Source organism: Mesorhizobium prunaredense, from assembly GCF_900156895.1.
Lineage (GTDB): Bacteria > Pseudomonadota > Alphaproteobacteria > Rhizobiales > Rhizobiaceae > Mesorhizobium > Mesorhizobium prunaredense.
Window position 1 is genome coordinate 294,975 of the sequence record NZ_FTPD01000013.1, and the last position, 16,682, is coordinate 311,656.

Consider the following 16,682-nt stretch of genomic DNA (forward strand, 5'->3'; position numbering starts at 1 on the left):
AAGCTTTCTTTTTTCTGTCATCCGGCTAGCGTATCAGCGGGGATTCGAGGAAACGACTCGGACCAGAAGACCCGGGAAGGCATCTCCATGCAGTCCGTGCACATCGTCAGCGCCTATGACGAGGAGCTGAAATATCTGTCGAAGCGCATTGCCGCGATGGGCGGGCATGCCGAACGCATGGTCGAACAGGCGATCGCGGCCCTGGTCAACGCCGACCCCGGCCTTGCCCAGAAAGTCATCCGTGACGATGCCGTTCTGGACCAGGGGCAGCGCGAGATCGACGACAAGGCGATCATCATCATCGCCAAGCGCCAGCCGATGGCGACGGATTTGCGCGAGATCGTCGGCGCGATCCGCATCTCGGCGGACCTCGAACGGGTCGGCGACCTCGGCAAGAATGTCGCCAAGCGCGTGGTTGCCGTCATAGAAGGGCGCCAGCCGACCAGCCTGTTCCGCGGCATCGAGGCCCTGGCCGACCTGGCGTTGACGCAGCTCAAGGAAGTGCTCGACGTCTACGCGTCGCGCTCGGTGGAAAAGATCGGCTTCGTGCGTGATCGCGATGATCAGATCGACGCCGTGTACACCTCGCTGTTTCGCGAGTTGCTGACGTACATGATGGAAGATCCGCGCAACATCACGCCTTGCACGCACCTGCTGTTCTGCGCCAAGAACATCGAGCGGATCGGCGATCACGCCACCAATATCGCCGAGACGATCTACTACATCGTCACCGGCGACCAGATGTCGGCCGAGCGGCCGAAGGGCGACAAGACAGACAAGATTGTGCTTCCGGCAACGCTACCGTCGAAGTGAACCCACTACATCCCGGCGGGATAGACCCACACGTAGCCGAAATGATAAACGTCGCCGTCGCGCCCATAATGATAGGGCAGCGCGACGTCCTTCACTTCGGGCTCCACGCCGCGCAGTTCCGGCCTGGCCTCGACCCAGGCCACGAGATCATCGGGCATCGCCGGATCGGGCTTGCCCTTGTTGCGCCAGACGACCAGCACCGGATGCGCCGGGTCGAATGGGTAAGGCCCTTCGAAGTTTTCATAGCCCGGAAGCATCACCGGAATATCCTGCGCATGCAGGCGCAGGTTGCCCGCCATCTGATGATCGTCGGCCAGGATGACCAACGGCCGGTCCTTGTTGGACGACAGGATTGCCGTGATCGCTGGGCCATACGGCACGTTCTGCTTTCCATAACGTCCCATCGTGCCGAGAAGCGGCGTGCGCGTGAAAAGCGCGAGCGGCACCACAACCACGATGGCAGGGGCGATGATGCCGAACCGGCGAGATGCACCGGCGATCGTCTCGCCCGATGCTTCGATCTTCAGGCAGAGATAGATCGGCAGCAGGAAGAAGAAGGGAACGAGCCAGCGGTCCTTGATGTTGTCCGCGCCGCCGAGCACCATGAGCACCAGCGCGACCATGATGACCAGGAACATCCGGCCGATCAATCGCGTCCACTGGCTTTCCGCCTTCCAGGAGCGGAGCAGGGTGCCGCCGAAAGCGATCGCGAAGAGCAGCAGGGTCGCAAGCGTGAAGCCTGCAATCGCCTCGACCAGCGACAGCAGACCCTCGGCGATCTGGTCTAGGCGGCTGCCACCGGCATCTCCCGTCAGCTTGCTCATGGTTCGGGCCGTCGCGGCGTCGATATGATCGAGGAACCACAGACCGTGCGGCAGCACGATCGCCGCGGCGACAAGGATTGCGAGGAGCATGTGCGGGTCGAGCAGCCTGCCCCGGAGCTTGCGCTCCGGCAGGATGGCGATGATCGCTGCGATCGGCAGCAGGACGAAGTTGTATTTCGAGATGACCCCGATGCCGATGGCGACACCGGTCAGCGCGTAGTTCAGGGCATTCGGCTCCCGCAGCGCCCGGATGAAAAAATAGAGGAAGAGGCAAGCCGCGAACAGCACCGCCACGGTGTGCGTCAGGTCGCGCTGCGCTTCGTAGCTGATCTGCGGGATAGTCAGCAGGCCGAGCGTGGCGATGATGGCGAGCGTCCGGTCGCGGATGACGAGGTGCGCCGTCAGCCCGAAGAACAGGAAGCAGCCGAACAGCATCAGGTTCTTGAGGATCGACAGCGCCGCGACCGTGTCGCCGAGGACCTGCACCACGCCATATTGCAGCCAGTTGTAGAATGGCGGCTGGTCGTCATAGCCGCTGGCGAACCATTGCGCGAGAAAGAGCTGCTGGCCCTCGTCAAGTTCCAGGGAGGCTGGCATGGCGAGGCGGACAAGCACGTTGACGGCGAAATAGCCGGCCAGCAGCAGATAGAGCGCGCTGCCGTTGCGTGTCAGCCGTTCGATCACGTCAGCCGTCCCGACCGTAGCTCTTGCGGATGACGTAATTCGTCGTGTCGCGCTCTGTTCGCGCCAGCATTTCCGCCAGGATGCCGGTGGTGATCATCTGCACCGAGCCCAGGAACAGCATCACGGCGATGGTCAGCATCGGCCGCGTGCCGATGCTTTCACCGAGGATGAATTTCGCCCAGAAAAGATAGAGAAACATCAGGGCGCTGATCCCGCCGAACACCAACCCGATCGAGCCGAAGAAATGCCCGGGCCGCTGGCGGAAACGCATGAAGAACAGCACCGAGAGCAGGTCGAGGAACACCCGGAACGTCCGCGAGATGCCGTATTTGGATTCGCCGAACTGGCGCGCATGGTGATTGACCGCCATCTCGCCGATCCGCGACGTCGGTACGACGCCGGCGATCCATGCGGGGATGAAACGGTGCATGTCGCCGAGGATTCTGATCTGCTTGAGGACTTTGGTGCGGTAGAGCTTGAGCCCGCAGCCATAGTCATGGATCGTCACCCCGGTGATCTTGCGGATCAGCCGATTGGCGATCCAGGAGGGGATGAGCCGGAGCACCAGCCCGTCCTGCCGGCTCTTGCGCCAGCCGCAGAGCAGATCGAGTTCCCGTTCCTCGAGCACCGCGATCATCTTTGGAATGTCGTAAGGGTCGTTCTGCAGGTCGCCGTCGAGCGTCACCAGCAGCCGGCCGCGCGCCGTGTCGATGCCGGCCTGCAGGCCGGCCGCCTGGCCGAAATTGCGCTGGAACTCGATGATCTTGAGGTCGAGCCCTTCGCGGCCGAATTCCTTGCGGACATTGACAAGCGTACCGTCCGTCGATCCATCGTCAACGATGATCAGTTCCCACGGCTTGCCGAAATCCTTGAGGGCATCGCAGATCCGCTCGAACAGCGGCGCGATGCTTTCTTCCTCGTTGCAGACCGGGATAAGGACGGACAGCTCGATTTCGTCGGCCGCATCCCGGGCGAAAAGCGGAACAGGTTGGGATTTCGACACGGGATCTCTCGATGGAAATTCGGCTTTGAGGCGGCCTTCTGGTACGCCAGGCGGCGGTTTAAAGCAAATCTACGGCAAATCGGCAAGATGACTGACGGCGTCCCACGGAATTGGCTGGCGAAAAACCGGATGGTGCTGCTCGCCGTGGCGGTCATCGTTTTTTACGCGGTTTTCGTGCAATGGATCTGGGGTTGGCCGTCGATCCTCGCAGGATGGCGGGAGGTCGGGTTCGGCACGATCCTGGCTGCGCTCACGCTGCTTGTCGCCACCTATTTCGTCCGCGCCCACCGCATGCACGATTATTTCCCGCGTGAGACGGCCGGCCGGTTCCTGCGGCTGTTCCGTGTGACGCAGGTTCACAACATCCTCAACATCATGCTGCCTTTCCGGGCTGGCGAGACCAGCTTTCCGCTGCTGATGCGCTCCGAGTTCGGCGTGCCGCTGGCGCACGGAACCTCGGCGCTGCTGGTGCTGAGGTTGCTCGACCTGCACGCGCTGCTAGCTGCGGCCGGCGCCGGCCTGATCATGGAAACGGGCTACGCGCTGTGGGCCTGCGGCCTCTGGATTCTGTTCCTGGGTTCGCCGCTGCTCGTCTTCCCGTTTCACGATCCGGTGCTCCGCGCGGCCCGGCGAAAGCTTCCGGCGAAGTTTTCAAAGCTGGTCGACCAGATCGCCGACGGCATTCCGCAAGACCTCGCCACGTTCGTCCGCGCTTGGGCACTGACCGTTCTGAACTGGGGCGTGAAGGTGCTGGTGCTCGCCTGGGTGCTGGCGCTGATGGGCGTCGGCCCGCTCGCCGCATGCTTCGGCGGCGCGCTGGGTGGAGAGCTCTCGTCGGTACTGCCGGTCCATGCGCCGGGCGGTGTCGGCACCTATCCGGCCGGCATCGTCGCTGGCGCTGCGGCCTTCGGCGCCGGTGAGAATGCTGACGGACTTGCCGTTCTCGCCAAGGCGAGCATCAACACCCATCTGCTGATGATCGTCTCGGCTCTTGCCGGCACCGGCATTTCCCTTGTGCTCCCGGGCTTGACAGACGCTGGGAGCGGCCGGATCCGAGGTGACGAATAGGGGCAAAGGATCCCATCGATCCACAAGGGAATCGGGTGAGTTAACGTTGGGCGAGGATTGAGCAGAGGAACTCGTCGTCCCAGGCAGCGGCCTTTCGTTTGAGGCGCAGGCTCAACTTCTCTGGGACGGTTTTCAGGAAATTGAGCGCCATGTGTTTTATGGCGGTGAAGTTGATTGGCGCGTTTTCAGTTCGCAGGCGACAATCGTCGTCTCGAAACACCACATCAAGCACCCAGTGCAGGCCATTCTCCACGCACCAATGAGCCCGGATGGCAGGCCCGACCTGCTTGGCGGATTGGGTCAAGGATGTGATGTAGAAGCGCGTTTCTGTCTGGGTTTTGTAATGCCCCGGCGTTGAGGTCGGCTTGGCTGCGCCATCGTCCGCATCCTCCAATCGAATCAGAAGACACCGACAGATTCAGCACTAATTCCTCCTGTCACCTACAAAACCCACGTTAACTCACCCGATACCCCTCCGAAGTGAACGGCTGCCTCTCGAACCCATTGCTGATTTAGGCTAAGCTTTACCGAACGTTCCTGATCCTGACCCGAGGCCATGCCTTCAGGAGGTAGCGATGGAAACCGTTCGGAACCTGACGCCGGCCCCGCCGACATCGGCCATCGTCGCTTCCAGCGTCTATACCGCCGGCCGGCGTGTCGCCGACATTCCGATCGAGGAAGCCGGCGAATGGGCCAAGAAGCCGGGCCATGTCGTCTGGATCGGCCTGCTGGAGCCCGATCGCAACCTGTTGCTTCGCGTCCAGGCGCAATTCCATCTGCACGATCTGGCGATCGAGGACGCCGAACATCCGCATCAGCGGCCTAAGATCGAGCAATATGGCGACGCCTTGTTCATCGTTGCCCGCACGGCTCAACTGATCGATGGTCGTGTCACCTTCGGCGAGACCCATCTGTTCGTCGGTGCCGGCTACATCGTCAGCGTTAGGCACGGTCCCTCGACTTCTTATGCCGCCGTTCGTCAGCACTGGGAAAGCTGCCCGCATTCGCTGGCCAAGGGCGAGGATTTCGTCCTCTATGCCATTCTCGATTTCATCGTCGACAACTACATGCCGGTGCTCGAACAGATCGAGGATGAGGTCGAGGCGATCGAGGACAAGGTTCTGCTGAAGCCGATGACCGGCTCCGACATAGAACGGCTTTACATGCTGCGCCGCGATCTCTTGCGCCTGCGCAATGCAGCGTTGCCGCTGGTGGAAGTCTGCCGCCGGCTGACCAGCGCCGATCTGCCGCAGATCCATGCCGCCATGCACCCGCTGTTCCGCGACGTCACCGATCACATCCGCACTGTCCAGGAAAAGATCGACAGCTTGCGGGAGGTTCTCGCCTTTGCCTTCGAGGCGAGCCTTCTGGTTGGCCAGAGCCAGGAAACGGCGATCACCAAGAAGCTCGCCTCATGGGCTGCCATCCTGGCGGTGCCGACGGCGCTCGCCGGCATCTACGGCATGAATTTCAACGACATGCCGGAACTGAGGATGGAATATGGCTATCCGATCGTGCTGGCGGCGATTATTTCGATCTGCACGTTCCTCTACTGGCGATTCCGCAAGAGCGGCTGGCTGTGAAAGAGATGGGAGTAAGGGAGTAGGGCAGTAAGGGAGTATGTAGTGCGTTGCCAAGGGTCGCACTCACAAAGCCTAATCTTTACCTACTCCCGTACTGCCCTACTCCCCTATTCCCTTATCTACTCCGCCGCCGCTCCGAAGCGGGCTGGAACGCGACGCGGGCGTGATACTTGCAATAGGGTCCGGTTTCGGCCGCGTCGTTGCCGCAGAAATGGAACTCTTCCGAAAGCGGATCGCCATTCGGCCATTTGCAAGTCCGCTCGGTCAATTCGACGAGCTGCAGATGTCGCGAGATCGGCACGACGACGTTCTCGACCGGACGGACATAATGACGCGTCATCGGTACGGCGTCGAATTGCGCCTGCAGCGCGGTCGCGCCGATCGACGTGGTGATATGCCGCGCAGTGCTTGCCGCCCGCGACACCGATTTCTGCACGGTCGATCCCTGCACGCTCTTCTTCTGGCGTGCCGGCGTGGCAGTCGCGCGTCCGCGGCCCGACAGTTTCAGCCGATGCACCTTGCCGATGACAGCATTGCGGCTGACACCCCCAAGCTGTGCGGCGATCTGGCTGGCGCTCAGCCCCTCCGACCACAATTTTCTAAGAAGTTCTACCCGCTCGTCAGTCCAATTCATGAGACCGCGCTCCTGCTGAAATGTGCGGCGATCGGAATCCTTCCACGATCCGGCTTTCGCCGGGCAGACACCACATATATCGGGTGATTAGGTCCGCCGCACGAAATCTAGTTATTTCTCGACCTACAATTACCTTATGCGCTGACTCGGTGACAAGAGTCCGAGGGCCAACACGAATCGGTTTTTTCGGTTTTCCCCAACTTGCCCGGTCGCTGATGAGCCGGCGTCTCGCTGGAAAGCTTGCCGCGCGTCCTTGCGCGACGTTTTCGTTGACTTCATGGCCGAAAAACACGATAAGCCGCAAAGGCCGCCGCTTTGGCGGCTTTTTGATTTTCCGGTTCCGGAGACGCATATAATGAGCGGTTCGGCGCTTTTCGAGACCTTTACCCGCGCACCCCTGGCCTTCGACCATGGGGAAGGCACCTGGCTGGTCACCGACAAGGGCGAGCGATATCTCGATTTTGGCGGCGGCGTTGCCGTGAATTCGCTGGGCCACAGCCATCCGCATCTGGTCTCAGCACTCACCGAGCAGGCGGCCAAGCTCTGGCATGTCTCCAACCTCTACGAGATTCCGGGGCAGAGCCGTCTGGGCGAGCGGCTGGCCGACGCAACCTTCGCCGACAAGGTGTTCTTCACCAATTCCGGCGCCGAGGCGCTGGAATGCGCCATCAAGACGGCGCGGCGCTACCATTTCGTCAAGGGCCATCCCGAGCGCTTTCGCATCATCACCTTCGAAGGCGCCTTTCATGGCCGCACGCTGGCGACCATCGCCGCCGGCGGCCAGTACAAATACCTGGAAGGTTTCGGCCCCAAGGTCGAAGGTTTCGACCAGGTCGGCTTCGACGACATCGACGCCGCCGAAAAGGCGATCACATCAGAGACCGCCGCGATCCTGATCGAGCCGGTGCAGGGCGAGGGCGGTATTCGCCCGGTGCCGACGCAGTCGCTGAAGCGGCTGAGGCAGCTCTGCGAACAGCATGATCTGCTGCTGGTCTTCGACGAGGTCCAGTGCGGCATCGGCCGCACCGGAAAACTGTTCGCGCATGAATGGGCTGGCGTCACGCCCGACATCATGGCGGTCGCCAAGGGCATCGGCGGCGGCTTCCCGGTGGGCGCCTGCCTCGCCACCGACGAGGCCGCCGTCGGCATGACCGCCGGCGTGCACGGCACCACTTTCGGCGGCAATCCGCTGGCGATGGCGGTCGGCAACGCCGTGCTCGACGTGGTGCTGGAAGACGGATTTCTGGAGGATGTGCAGCGCAAGGCGTTGCTGCTGAAGCAGGGGCTGGCGGGTGTCGCCGACGAGTTTCCCGATGTCATCGAAGACATCAGAGGCACGGGCCTGATGCTTGGCCTGAAATGCGCCGCGCCCAACACCAAGGTGAACATGGCGTTGCGCGACCAGCATCTGCTGGCGGTTCCGGCCGGCGACAACGTTCTTCGCCTGCTGCCGCCGCTCACCGTCACCGACGCCGAGATCCATGAGGCGCTCGACCGCATCCGCGCCGGCGCCCGGGGCCTGTCGGACGCCATCGCCGCGGCTGCGGCGAAATAACAGTCGGAAGACCCACATGAGCCTTCGCCATTTCACCGATCTTTCCGCCGTTTCCGAGGGCGATCTGCGCCTTATGCTGGACGATGCCGTCGTGCGAAAGGCAAGGCTCAAGGCTGGCGAGCGGACAAAACCGCTTGAAGGCAAGGTGCTGGCGATGATCTTCGACAAGCCGTCGACGCGCACGCGCGTGTCCTTCGACGTCGGCATGCGCCAGCTCGGCGGCGAGACCATCATGCTGACCGGCGCCGAGATGCAGCTCGGCCGCTCCGAAACCATCGCCGACACGGCCAAGGTGCTGTCGCGCTATGTCGATGCGATCATGATCCGCACCACATCGCATGACCGCCTGCTGGAGCTGACCGAGAACGCCACCGTCCCCGTCATCAATGGGCTGACCGACGATACCCATCCCTGCCAGCTGATGGCCGACATCATGACCTTCGAGGAGCATAGCGGCCCGGTCGCCGGCAAGACCATCGCCTGGACCGGCGACGGCAACAATGTGTTGCATTCGCTGCTGGAGGCCTCGGCGCAGTTCCGCTTCAACCTCAACGTCGCCGTGCCAGAAGGCAGCGAGCCGGCGCAGAAGCATGTCGACTGGTCGAGGGCGCATGGCGGCATGTTGAACTTCACCCGCTCGCCCGAGGAAGCCGTCCACGACGCCGACTGCGTCGTCACCGATTGCTGGGTGTCGATGGGCCAGGAGCACCGTGCTCGCGGCCACAATGTCTTCTCACCCTATCAGGTCAATGCGGCACTGATGGCGAAAGCAAAGCCCGACGCGTTGTTCATGCACTGCCTGCCGGCGCATCGCGGCGAGGAGGTCACCGACGAAGTCATCGACGGGCCGCATTCGGTGGTGTTCGACGAGGCCGAGAACCGGCTCCACGCCCAAAAGGCGGTTTTGGCTTGGTGCCTCGGCGCTTGATCCGGGCCGCCTTGATCCGGCAGTGCGTGATGCCTATCTCAGGCGCATCACGCAAATCGAGCGCGTTTCGACGCATGCGCCCCGGAGGGCGGCATCGCCGCGCCCCGGAGCTTTGTCATGTTGGAAACCCGTCAATTGGCTGAACATCAACCCAAACTCGGCGAATTCGGCTACGCCGGCGACGATCATGTCGTGCCCTTCGAGGTCGGGCCGCTCGACGTGCGCGGCCGCACCGTCCAACTCGGGCCGATGCTTGACGCGATCCTCAGCCGTCATGACTATCCCGAGCCGGTCGCCCGCCTGCTGGCGGAAGCCTGCGTGCTGACGGTTCTGCTCGGCACCTCGCTCAAGTTCGAAGGCAAGTTCATCCTGCAGACCCGCACCGACGGGCCGGTCGACATGCTGGTGGCGGATTTTTCCACGCCGCATGCGCTGCGCGCCTATGCCCGCTTCGACGCCGACCGGCTGGAGGCGCTGACGTCTGCCGGCGAGACCTCGCAGCGGACGCTGCTCGGCAGCGGTGTCCTGGCGCTGACTATCGACCAGGGCGCCCACACGCAACGCTATCAGGGCATCGTCCAGCTCGACGGCGAGACGCTGGAGGAGGCCGCCCGCACCTATTTCCGGCAGTCGGAGCAGATCCCGACCGATCTCAGGCTTTCGGTGGCCAAGCTGTTGACGCCCGGCATCGGCGGTGCCCGCGAGCAATGGCGCGCCGGTGGCATCCTGGCGCAGTTCCTGCCGCAATCGCCCGAACGCATGCGCGTGCCCGACCTTCCGGGTGGCGACGGCGATCCGCGCGAGGAGATCCATGATCCGGCCGACAATTCCTGGCAGGAACTGCTCGCGTTGCTTGGCACCATCGAGCCGACGGAACTGATCGACCCGACGATCGGCGCCGAGCGGTTGCTTTACCGGCTGTTCCACGAGCACGGCGTGCGCGTCTTCGGCGGCGTGCCGGTAGCCGACCAGTGCTCATGCTCCAGGGAGAAGATCCGCGGCATTCTCGAAGGCTTCTCCGCCGACGAGATCAGGGACAGCACCGAGGATGGCGGCATTCACGTCGCCTGCGAATTCTGCTCGAAGCAATATGACTTCGACCCGGCGGAATTTGCTGCGGCTCAATAGAATTGAAATCACCGACGAAGCGTTGGCGCTGCCCCTCACCCTTACCCTCTCCCCGTGAAGAACGGGGAGAGGGGGCGCCAGCGTTGCGACTAGGTTCCCTTCTCCCCGTTCACTATACGGGGAGAAGGTGCCGGCAGGCGGATGAGGGGCAGCACGACCTTCCGGCCATCTATCTCTCTCAGTTCACCGTCCGCCGCGTGCCCGGCAGGTCGAGCGAAAAGGCGGGGATGGCGACGTCGAACGTTTCGCCCCGCTTGTTGCGCATCGTGTAGTGGCCGACCATGATGCCGGATGGCGTCGAGAGTGGGCAGCCAGACGTATACTGATAACTGTCGCCGGGATTGAGTTCAGGCTGGTCGCCGACAACGCCGGCGCCGCGCACCTCCTCGACCCGGCCGGTGCCGTCGGTGATCTGCCAGTAGCGTGACAGAAGCTGCACGAATTCATCCGACTGGTTGTCGATGGTCACCTGGTAGCCCCAGACATAGCGGTTCTCCGACGGGTCGGAGCGATCTTCCAGATAGAACGGCCTGACCTGCACTTCGATGTCGCGCGTGACGGCGCTGTACATAAATTACTCCACAGTATGCAGACGGAACATTCGACGCTCTCCGCAGTTCGGTCAACGGGGCACCTCCCCTCGTTCGGTGCCTGCCATCGGTGCCCGAATCTGTTGAGCGCAGGTGCCGAACAACAATGTCATTTGAGTGACACATGACAATGATGGTGTGCAGGGCCGGGCGACTCAGCATTCAGTCGAACTGTTGAAAACGGCTTTCATGCGGCCGGTTTTTTCTGGAGCGACCAGATATTGATGGAATTGACAGTCACAGCCGCCTTGCTTTCCATAGCTCTGCTCCTTGTCAATCTCGCCAGCATCCTGCTCGCTTCGTTGAAGCTGAAGCGGCCTGGCAGGATCACGCCGCCAGCCGGCAAGGCGCCGCCGGTGTCGATCGTCGTGCCGTCGCGCGGCGTCGAGCCGTTTATCGAGGAGACGCTCGAGCGCGCCTTCTCTCTCGACTGGCCGCACTATGAGCTCATCTTCTGCGTCGCCCATGCCGACGACCCGGTGGTCGGGCCGATCACCAATGCGATCGCCCGCTTTCCAGCCGTGCCGGCCCGGCTGCTGGTCGGCGACGACCGCATCAGCGGCAATCCGAAACTCAACAATTGCGTGAAGGGCTGGGAGGCCGCGCGCCACCACTGGGTCATCCTTGCCGATTCCAACGTCCTGATGCCGAGCGACTATGTCCAGCATCTGATGACGGCATGGCGGCAGGACACCGGCCTCGTCTGCTCGACGCCGATCGGCTCGCGGCCGGACGGGTTCTGGGCGGAGGTCGAATGCGCTTTCCTCAACACGCTGCAGGCGCGCTGGCAATATGCTGGCGAGGCGATCGGGCTCGGTTTTGCCCAGGGCAAGAGCATGTTGTGGAACAAGCCATTGCTCGACGCCAATGGCGGCATCCGAGCGCTTGCTGCTGAGATTGCCGAGGATGCCGCTGCGACCAAGCTGGTCAACGGGCTCGGACTGCGCGTCAATCTCGTTGCCTCGCCCTTCGAGCAGCCGCTCGGTTTGCGCACATTTGGCGAAATCTGGTCGCGCCAGGCCCGCTGGGCACGCCTGCGTCGCGTCACCTTCCCACTGTTCTTCGCGCCCGAGATCCTGATCGGAGCGGCGCCGCCGCTGGTGCTTGCGCTGGTTGCGGCAGCAGGCGCCGGCTTCAGCCTGTCGGCAACCGCCATCGCCGTGCTGATCGTCGCCTATCTCCCGGAATACGCTCTCGCCTCGGCCAAGGGCTGGCACCTGTCGTTGCGCATGATCCCGGCGATGGTTGCGAGGGACGTGATGCTTCCCGCCATCTGGGTGCGCGGCTGGCTCAGCGGTGCCGTCGACTGGCGCGGCAACACGATGACCATCCACACCAGCGCCGTTGCGGAATTGGAAAAGACGCCGTCGGGCGCCTGACCGCGCCTGCTTTGCAGATTAGAGCGGAGCAGTTCGGCGCGTATCCCTATCCAGCGGCTTTCAAGGCCTGCTCGATGTCTTCGAGCAGGTCGTCAGTGTCCTCCAGTCCGACGGACAGCCTGAGCGTGCCTGGCCCGATGCCAAGTTCGGCCCGCGCCTCGTCGCTCAGATTCTTGTGTGTCGTCGTCGCTGGATGGGTGATCAGGCTCTTGGCGTCACCGAGATTGTTGGAGATCAGCACAACATCGAGCGCGTTCTGGAAGGCGAAGGCCGCCTGCTTGCCCCCCTTGACGTCGAGGCAGATCAGCGTCGAGCCGCCCGACATCTGCTTCTTGACGACCGCCGCCTGCGGGTGATCGGCGCGGCCGGGATAGATGACGCGGACAATTTCCGATCGCTCGGCGAGGAAGTCAGCGATCCGGCCGGCACTTTCCGTCTGCTGGCGCACGCGCAGCGGCAGCGTCTCCAGGCCCTTCAGCAGCGTCCAGGCATTGAAGGGCGAGAGGCTCGGACCGGTGTGGCGGAAGTAGTCGTGCAAATTCTCGTCGATCCACTTCTTGTCCGACAGGATGATGCCGCCGAGGCAGCGCCCCTGGCCGTCGATGTGCTTGGTCGCAGAATAGACGACGATATGGGCGCCGAGCTGCAACGGCTTCTGCTGCAAGGGCGTGGCAAAGACGTTGTCGACGATCAGCCGCGCGCCGATCGAATCGGCAAGCGAGGCAACGGCTGCGATGTCGACGACCTCCAGCGTTGGATTGGTCGGGCTTTCAAGGAAGAACAACCTGGTGTTGGGCCTGACCGCCTTTTCCCAATTGGCGATTTCGGTGCCGTCGACCAGCGTCGCCTCGATGCCGTATTTCGGCGCCAGCGTCTCGACCACCCAGCGGCAGGAGCCGAACAGCGCGCGCGCCGCCACGATGTGGTCGCCCGCCCGGGCACTGCACAGCAACGCCGCTGTCACCGCCGCCATGCCGGATGCGGTGGCGCGGGCATCTTCGGCACCTTCCAGCGCACACATGCGCTTCTCGAACATGTCGACCGTCGGATTGGCATAGCGCGAATAGATGAAGCCCGGTTCCTCGCCCTTGAAGCGGGCTTCCGCCGCCTGCGCCGTGTCGTAGACATAGCCTTGCGTGAGATACATCGCCTCGGAGGTTTCGCCGAAGCCGGAACGCAGCGTTCCTGCATGCACGAGGGCGGTCTGAGGCTTCCAGTTGCGCGTGTTGCTCGTCATCACCTTGTTCCAAACACAAAAAATGGTCCAAACACAAAAAAACCGGCCGCGAAAGTCGCAACCGGTCCATACGGCCTTTCGGCCGACGGTCCTTTAGCGACTTGTTTAACGTGGCTGCAAGCCGACCGGCCAAATCACCACGGGATAACGATCCTTTAGACCTGCACCGCGCTTGCGTCAATTGCCGGCATGATTAAGAGGTTTGTACCAGCGGGCTCGACGGCAAGAACCTGCGACAGAACGAGACCACGCCCGGCCTTGGAGCGGAGCCAGACCTTGCGGCAGACAGGCATTCTTCCGGATCAGGATATTTCCGAGCTGTTCCAGTCGGGCGCGCTGAAGTCACAGCGCGCGCTCGATGCCGACCAGGTCCAGCCGGCCAGCCTGGACCTCAGGCTTGGCGACAAGGCCTGGCGGGTGCGCGCCTCGTTCCTGCCTGGCCCCAACCACAGGGTTGCTGAAAAACTCGACCGCCTGAAGCTGCACGAAATCAATCTCGCCGATGGTGCGGTGCTGGAGACGGGCTGCGTCTATATCGTGCCGCTGCTCGAGAGCCTGGCGCTTCCGGCAAACATTTCCGCCTCGGCCAACCCGAAGAGCTCTACCGGACGGCTCGACATCTTCACCCGGGTGATGACCGATCGCGGCCACGAGTTCGACAAGATCGCTGCCGGCTACAACGGCCCGCTCTATCTGGAAGTCAGCCCGCGCACCTTTCCGATCGTCGTTCGCGCCGGCTCGCGGCTGTCGCAGATCCGGTTCCGCACCGGCAATGCGCTTTTGTCGGAAAGCGAGCTGCACGAATTGCATCGTGCCGAGACGCTCGTCGCCACCGAGCCGCCGAACATTTCCGGCGGCGGCATCGCACTGTCGATCGACCTCGATGGCGACAAGGACGGGCTGGTCGGCTACCGCGGCAAGCACCACACCGGCCTGGTCGATGTCGATAAGCGCGCCGCGCAGGATGTCGTCGATTTCTGGGAGCCGCTCTACAAGAGCGGCGCCGGCGAACTGGTGCTCGACCCGGACGAATTTTATATCCTCGTCAGCCAGGAAGCGGTGCATGTGCCGCCGCTCTACGCCGCCGAGATGACGCCCTTCGATCCGCTGGTCGGCGAATTCCGCGTCCACTATGCCGGTTTCTTCGATCCGGGCTTTGGCCATTCGGCCTCGGGCGGCACCGGCAGCCGGGCCGTGCTCGAGGTGCGCAGCCACGAAGTGCCGTTCATCCTCGATCACGGCCAGATCGTCGGACGGCTGGTCTACGAGCACATGCTGAAGCGGCCGCAGGCGCTCTACGGCACAGATCTCGGCTCGAACTATCAGGCACAGGGCCTGAAACTCTCCAAGCATTTCCGCGCGGCGCGCTAATCGCCCCCTATGATCAGACCGTGCTTGCCTGAACCCCACGGGCCGTGCTTGGTTGTGCCCAGCCGTCAAGGTGGTTGAACAAGGGGAACAAAAAATGCAGATTTCAAGATGGATCGCATCGGCAGCAACAGCCGTCATGCTGGCGATGTCAGCCGGGTCCCTGTCGGCGCAAGCACAGGAAAAATTGAAGATCGCCACCGAAGGCGCCTATCCGCCGTTCAACACCATCACCGCGGATGGCAAGCTCGTCGGCTTCGACATCGACATCACCAATGCGCTTTGCGCTCAGATGAAGGTCGAATGCGAACTTGTCACGCAGGACTGGGACGGCATGATCCCGGCGCTCCAGGCCAAAAAATTCGACGCCATCATCGCGTCCATGAGCATCACCGAGGAGCGCAAGAAGCAGGTCTCCTTCACCAACAAATACTATACGACGCCGCTTTCGCTGGTGGCCTTGAAGGACAGCGATATTGCCTCGACCGAACCGGCGGCACTCGCCGGCAAGACGGTCGGTGCCCAGGCTTCGACCACCCAGGCCGACTATGCCCAGGATGTCTATGGCAAGGCCGGCGCCGAGGCAAAACTCTACCCGACCCAGGAAGAGGCGGTCACCGACTTGACGAACGGCCGCCTCGATGCCGTCCTTTCAGACAAATTCGTGCTGATGGACTGGATGAAGAAGTCGAGCGACGGCTGCTGCAAGATGGTCGGCGACGTCAAGGGCACGGAGACCGAAGCCGGCATCGCCGTGCGCCAGGAAGACAATGCGCTGCGCGAAAAGCTCAACGCCGCGATCGACGCGATCGTCGCCGATGGCACCTACAAGAAGATCCAGGCCAAATATTTCGACTTCGATATCTATTGAGAGGTTGAAGCTGCCAATCTCCCCCTCGAGGGCATATGCGCTAAGATAGGTGTTGCAGCGGGGAATCGGTTGTGATTCTACGCTGCGATGACTCACGAATCGCTTGTAGATGACGGCTGGGCCGAGACGATTGAACTCCTCGGCGGTGAAGAGTTGATCACAGGGAGTGCTCGCGAGACGAGGGCGTTCCTGCGGCCGCGGGGTGTCAGGTCGGCTACTGATCTGTTGCGCCTGACGCTGGCTTATTGCCTTGGCAAGGTGGGCATGCGGGGCGTCGTGGCCTGGGCGGCGGCAAGCGGGATCGCCGACATCTCGGATGTGGCGTTGCTCGGCCGGCTGCGCAATGCAGGGCCGTGGCTGCAGCAGTTGATTGGGTATCTTTTGAAGCGCGAGGAGAAAGGCCTGGCCAAAGGCCGGCTGATCCGCATCCTCGATGCGACGGCGGTTGCCAAGGCCGGTGTGCATGAGAAGAAGAACAATGGCCTTTGGCGGATGCACTGCGCCTTCGAGCTTGAGCGCGAGCAGTTCGATTTCATCGAGATCACCGACCAGAGCGAGGCCGAGCTGATCGACCGCGTGCCGGTGATACCGGGCGAGATCCGCATCGGCGACCGCGCCTATCTGCAGGCCGAGCGGATCGCAAAGGTCCTGGCGCAAGGCGGCGACGTTCTCGTGCGCGCGGCGTGGAAGAATGTGCGATGGCTCGACGCCAGCGGCACGGCGTTCGATCTCATCGGCCACCTGAAGAGCTGCCGCGAGGAGGTCATCGAAACGCCTGTCTGGCTGGGCCTCAAGAAGGGCGATCCCCTGAAGATGCGCCTGATCGCCTTGCGCAAATCCGAGGCCGCGGCACAAGAAGCACGACGCAAGATCAACAAGGAAGCCAAGGCCAAGGGCACGCAGGTTCGACAGGAGACGCTGATTGCTGCCGGCTTCGTGATCCTTGTGACCTCGCTCGACCAGGATGAGTTTGACGCCGACACAGTTCTCAAGCTCTAGAGCGGGATGAATTGAGTC

Annotated in this window: 16 protein-coding genes and 1 riboswitch; of the genes, 10 read left to right on the top strand and 6 right to left on the bottom strand. The window is 62.6% G+C overall.

Annotated elements, in window-relative coordinates; translation table 11 throughout:
- Positions 1–87 precede the first annotated feature (87 nt).
- Positions 88–813: a phosphate signaling complex protein PhoU gene (gene phoU / locus BQ8794_RS12220; RefSeq protein WP_077377414.1), complete on the top strand. Its 726-nt coding sequence runs from the start codon at positions 88–90 to the stop codon at positions 811–813.
- A 5-nt stretch (positions 814–818) separates the two neighbouring features.
- On the opposite strand, the gene BQ8794_RS12225 is transcribed toward phoU, so the two are convergent.
- Both BQ8794_RS12225 and BQ8794_RS12230 read right to left on the bottom strand, forming a co-directional pair.
- A complete protein-coding gene (locus tag BQ8794_RS12225; protein WP_077377417.1) occupies positions 819–2,321 on the bottom strand; it encodes an ArnT family glycosyltransferase in 1,503 nt (500 codons plus the stop codon).
- Between the two features lies 1 nt (position 2,322).
- Positions 2,323–3,324 carry a glycosyltransferase family 2 protein gene (locus BQ8794_RS12230; protein ID WP_077377420.1) on the bottom strand — a complete coding sequence of 334 codons (1,002 nt, stop codon included), beginning with the start codon at positions 3,322–3,324 and terminating at the stop codon, positions 2,323–2,325.
- Positions 3,325–3,411: 87 nt separating this feature from the next.
- Between BQ8794_RS12230 and BQ8794_RS12235 the strand changes: the two genes are divergently transcribed.
- Positions 3,412–4,392: a lysylphosphatidylglycerol synthase domain-containing protein gene (locus BQ8794_RS12235; RefSeq protein ID WP_077377423.1), complete on the top strand. Its 981-nt coding sequence runs from the start codon at positions 3,412–3,414 to the stop codon at positions 4,390–4,392.
- Positions 4,393–4,432: 40 nt separating this feature from the next.
- Here the strand turns inward: BQ8794_RS12235 and BQ8794_RS12240 are convergent, their stop codons facing one another.
- Entirely contained in the window at positions 4,433–4,786 is a 354-nt protein-coding gene (locus BQ8794_RS12240) for an ISAs1 family transposase (RefSeq protein ID WP_078060886.1), read from the bottom strand.
- A 181-nt stretch (positions 4,787–4,967) separates the two neighbouring features.
- Between BQ8794_RS12240 and BQ8794_RS12245 the strand changes: the two genes are divergently transcribed.
- Entirely contained in the window at positions 4,968–5,975 is a 1,008-nt protein-coding gene (locus tag BQ8794_RS12245; protein ID WP_077377428.1) for a magnesium and cobalt transport protein CorA, read from the top strand.
- Positions 5,976–6,090: 115 nt separating this feature from the next.
- Here the strand turns inward: BQ8794_RS12245 and BQ8794_RS12250 are convergent, their stop codons facing one another.
- Complete coding sequence (locus BQ8794_RS12250) at positions 6,091–6,609, bottom strand: GcrA family cell cycle regulator (protein ID WP_077377431.1); 519 nt, start codon at positions 6,607–6,609, stop codon at positions 6,091–6,093.
- A 355-nt stretch (positions 6,610–6,964) separates the two neighbouring features.
- Between BQ8794_RS12250 and BQ8794_RS12255 the strand changes: the two genes are divergently transcribed.
- From BQ8794_RS12255 to BQ8794_RS12265, 3 genes are all read left to right on the top strand, one after another.
- Positions 6,965–8,164: an aspartate aminotransferase family protein gene (locus BQ8794_RS12255; protein WP_077377548.1), complete on the top strand. Its 1,200-nt coding sequence runs from the start codon at positions 6,965–6,967 to the stop codon at positions 8,162–8,164.
- Positions 8,165–8,180: 16 nt separating this feature from the next.
- On the top strand, positions 8,181–9,092 hold the full coding sequence (gene argF / locus BQ8794_RS12260) for an ornithine carbamoyltransferase (RefSeq protein WP_077377434.1): 912 nt from the start codon (positions 8,181–8,183) through the stop codon (positions 9,090–9,092).
- A gap of 117 nt (positions 9,093–9,209) precedes the next feature.
- Positions 9,210–10,220: an Hsp33 family molecular chaperone gene (locus tag BQ8794_RS12265; protein ID WP_167378714.1), complete on the top strand. Its 1,011-nt coding sequence runs from the start codon at positions 9,210–9,212 to the stop codon at positions 10,218–10,220.
- A gap of 178 nt (positions 10,221–10,398) precedes the next feature.
- Here the strand turns inward: BQ8794_RS12265 and apaG are convergent, their stop codons facing one another.
- Positions 10,399–10,791, bottom strand: a complete 393-nt coding sequence (gene apaG / locus BQ8794_RS12270) for a Co2+/Mg2+ efflux protein ApaG (protein WP_023802187.1) — start codon at positions 10,789–10,791, stop codon at positions 10,399–10,401.
- Positions 10,792–11,034: 243 nt separating this feature from the next.
- Between apaG and BQ8794_RS12275 the strand changes: the two genes are divergently transcribed.
- Positions 11,035–12,189 carry a ceramide glucosyltransferase gene (locus BQ8794_RS12275; RefSeq protein WP_077377440.1) on the top strand — a complete coding sequence of 385 codons (1,155 nt, stop codon included), beginning with the start codon at positions 11,035–11,037 and terminating at the stop codon, positions 12,187–12,189.
- Positions 12,190–12,235: 46 nt separating this feature from the next.
- Here the strand turns inward: BQ8794_RS12275 and BQ8794_RS12280 are convergent, their stop codons facing one another.
- Positions 12,236–13,426: an O-succinylhomoserine sulfhydrylase gene (locus BQ8794_RS12280; RefSeq protein WP_077377443.1), complete on the bottom strand. Its 1,191-nt coding sequence runs from the start codon at positions 13,424–13,426 to the stop codon at positions 12,236–12,238.
- Positions 13,427–13,499: 73 nt separating this feature from the next.
- Positions 13,500–13,577, bottom strand: a riboswitch (SAM riboswitch).
- A 125-nt stretch (positions 13,578–13,702) separates the two neighbouring features.
- On the opposite strand from BQ8794_RS12280, the gene BQ8794_RS12285 reads away from it, so the two are divergent.
- The 3 genes from BQ8794_RS12285 (at position 13,703) to BQ8794_RS12295 (ending at position 16,664) form a co-directional block, all read left to right on the top strand.
- A complete protein-coding gene (locus BQ8794_RS12285) occupies positions 13,703–14,797 on the top strand; it encodes a 2'-deoxycytidine 5'-triphosphate deaminase (RefSeq protein WP_077377551.1) in 1,095 nt (364 codons plus the stop codon).
- A gap of 94 nt (positions 14,798–14,891) precedes the next feature.
- Positions 14,892–15,665, top strand: coding sequence for an ABC transporter substrate-binding protein (locus BQ8794_RS12290; protein ID WP_077377446.1), 774 nt, complete (start codon positions 14,892–14,894; stop codon positions 15,663–15,665).
- An 87-nt stretch (positions 15,666–15,752) separates the two neighbouring features.
- Entirely contained in the window at positions 15,753–16,664 is a 912-nt protein-coding gene (locus tag BQ8794_RS12295) for a hypothetical protein (protein ID WP_077377449.1), read from the top strand.
- The last annotated feature ends 18 nt before the right edge of the window (positions 16,665–16,682 follow it).

Excerpts from the sequence above, each read along its gene's own strand:
- phoU (WP_077377414.1), top strand. The coding sequence starts at position 88 with ATGCAGTCCGTGCACATCGTCAGCGCCTATGACGAGGAGCTGAAATAT.
- BQ8794_RS12235 (WP_077377423.1), top strand. The coding sequence starts at position 3,412 with ATGACTGACGGCGTCCCACGGAATTGGCTGGCGAAAAACCGGATGGTG.
- BQ8794_RS12245 (WP_077377428.1), top strand. The coding sequence starts at position 4,968 with ATGGAAACCGTTCGGAACCTGACGCCGGCCCCGCCGACATCGGCCATC.
- BQ8794_RS12250 (WP_077377431.1), bottom strand. The coding sequence starts at position 6,609 with ATGAATTGGACTGACGAGCGGGTAGAACTTCTTAGAAAATTGTGGTCG.
- BQ8794_RS12255 (WP_077377548.1), top strand. The coding sequence starts at position 6,965 with ATGAGCGGTTCGGCGCTTTTCGAGACCTTTACCCGCGCACCCCTGGCC.
- argF (WP_077377434.1), top strand. The coding sequence starts at position 8,181 with ATGAGCCTTCGCCATTTCACCGATCTTTCCGCCGTTTCCGAGGGCGAT.
- BQ8794_RS12265 (WP_167378714.1), top strand. The coding sequence starts at position 9,210 with ATGTTGGAAACCCGTCAATTGGCTGAACATCAACCCAAACTCGGCGAA.
- apaG (WP_023802187.1), bottom strand. The coding sequence starts at position 10,791 with ATGTACAGCGCCGTCACGCGCGACATCGAAGTGCAGGTCAGGCCGTTC.
- BQ8794_RS12275 (WP_077377440.1), top strand. The coding sequence starts at position 11,035 with ATGGAATTGACAGTCACAGCCGCCTTGCTTTCCATAGCTCTGCTCCTT.
- BQ8794_RS12280 (WP_077377443.1), bottom strand. The coding sequence starts at position 13,426 with ATGACGAGCAACACGCGCAACTGGAAGCCTCAGACCGCCCTCGTGCAT.
- BQ8794_RS12290 (WP_077377446.1), top strand. The coding sequence starts at position 14,892 with ATGCAGATTTCAAGATGGATCGCATCGGCAGCAACAGCCGTCATGCTG.
- BQ8794_RS12295 (WP_077377449.1), top strand. The coding sequence starts at position 15,753 with ATGACTCACGAATCGCTTGTAGATGACGGCTGGGCCGAGACGATTGAA.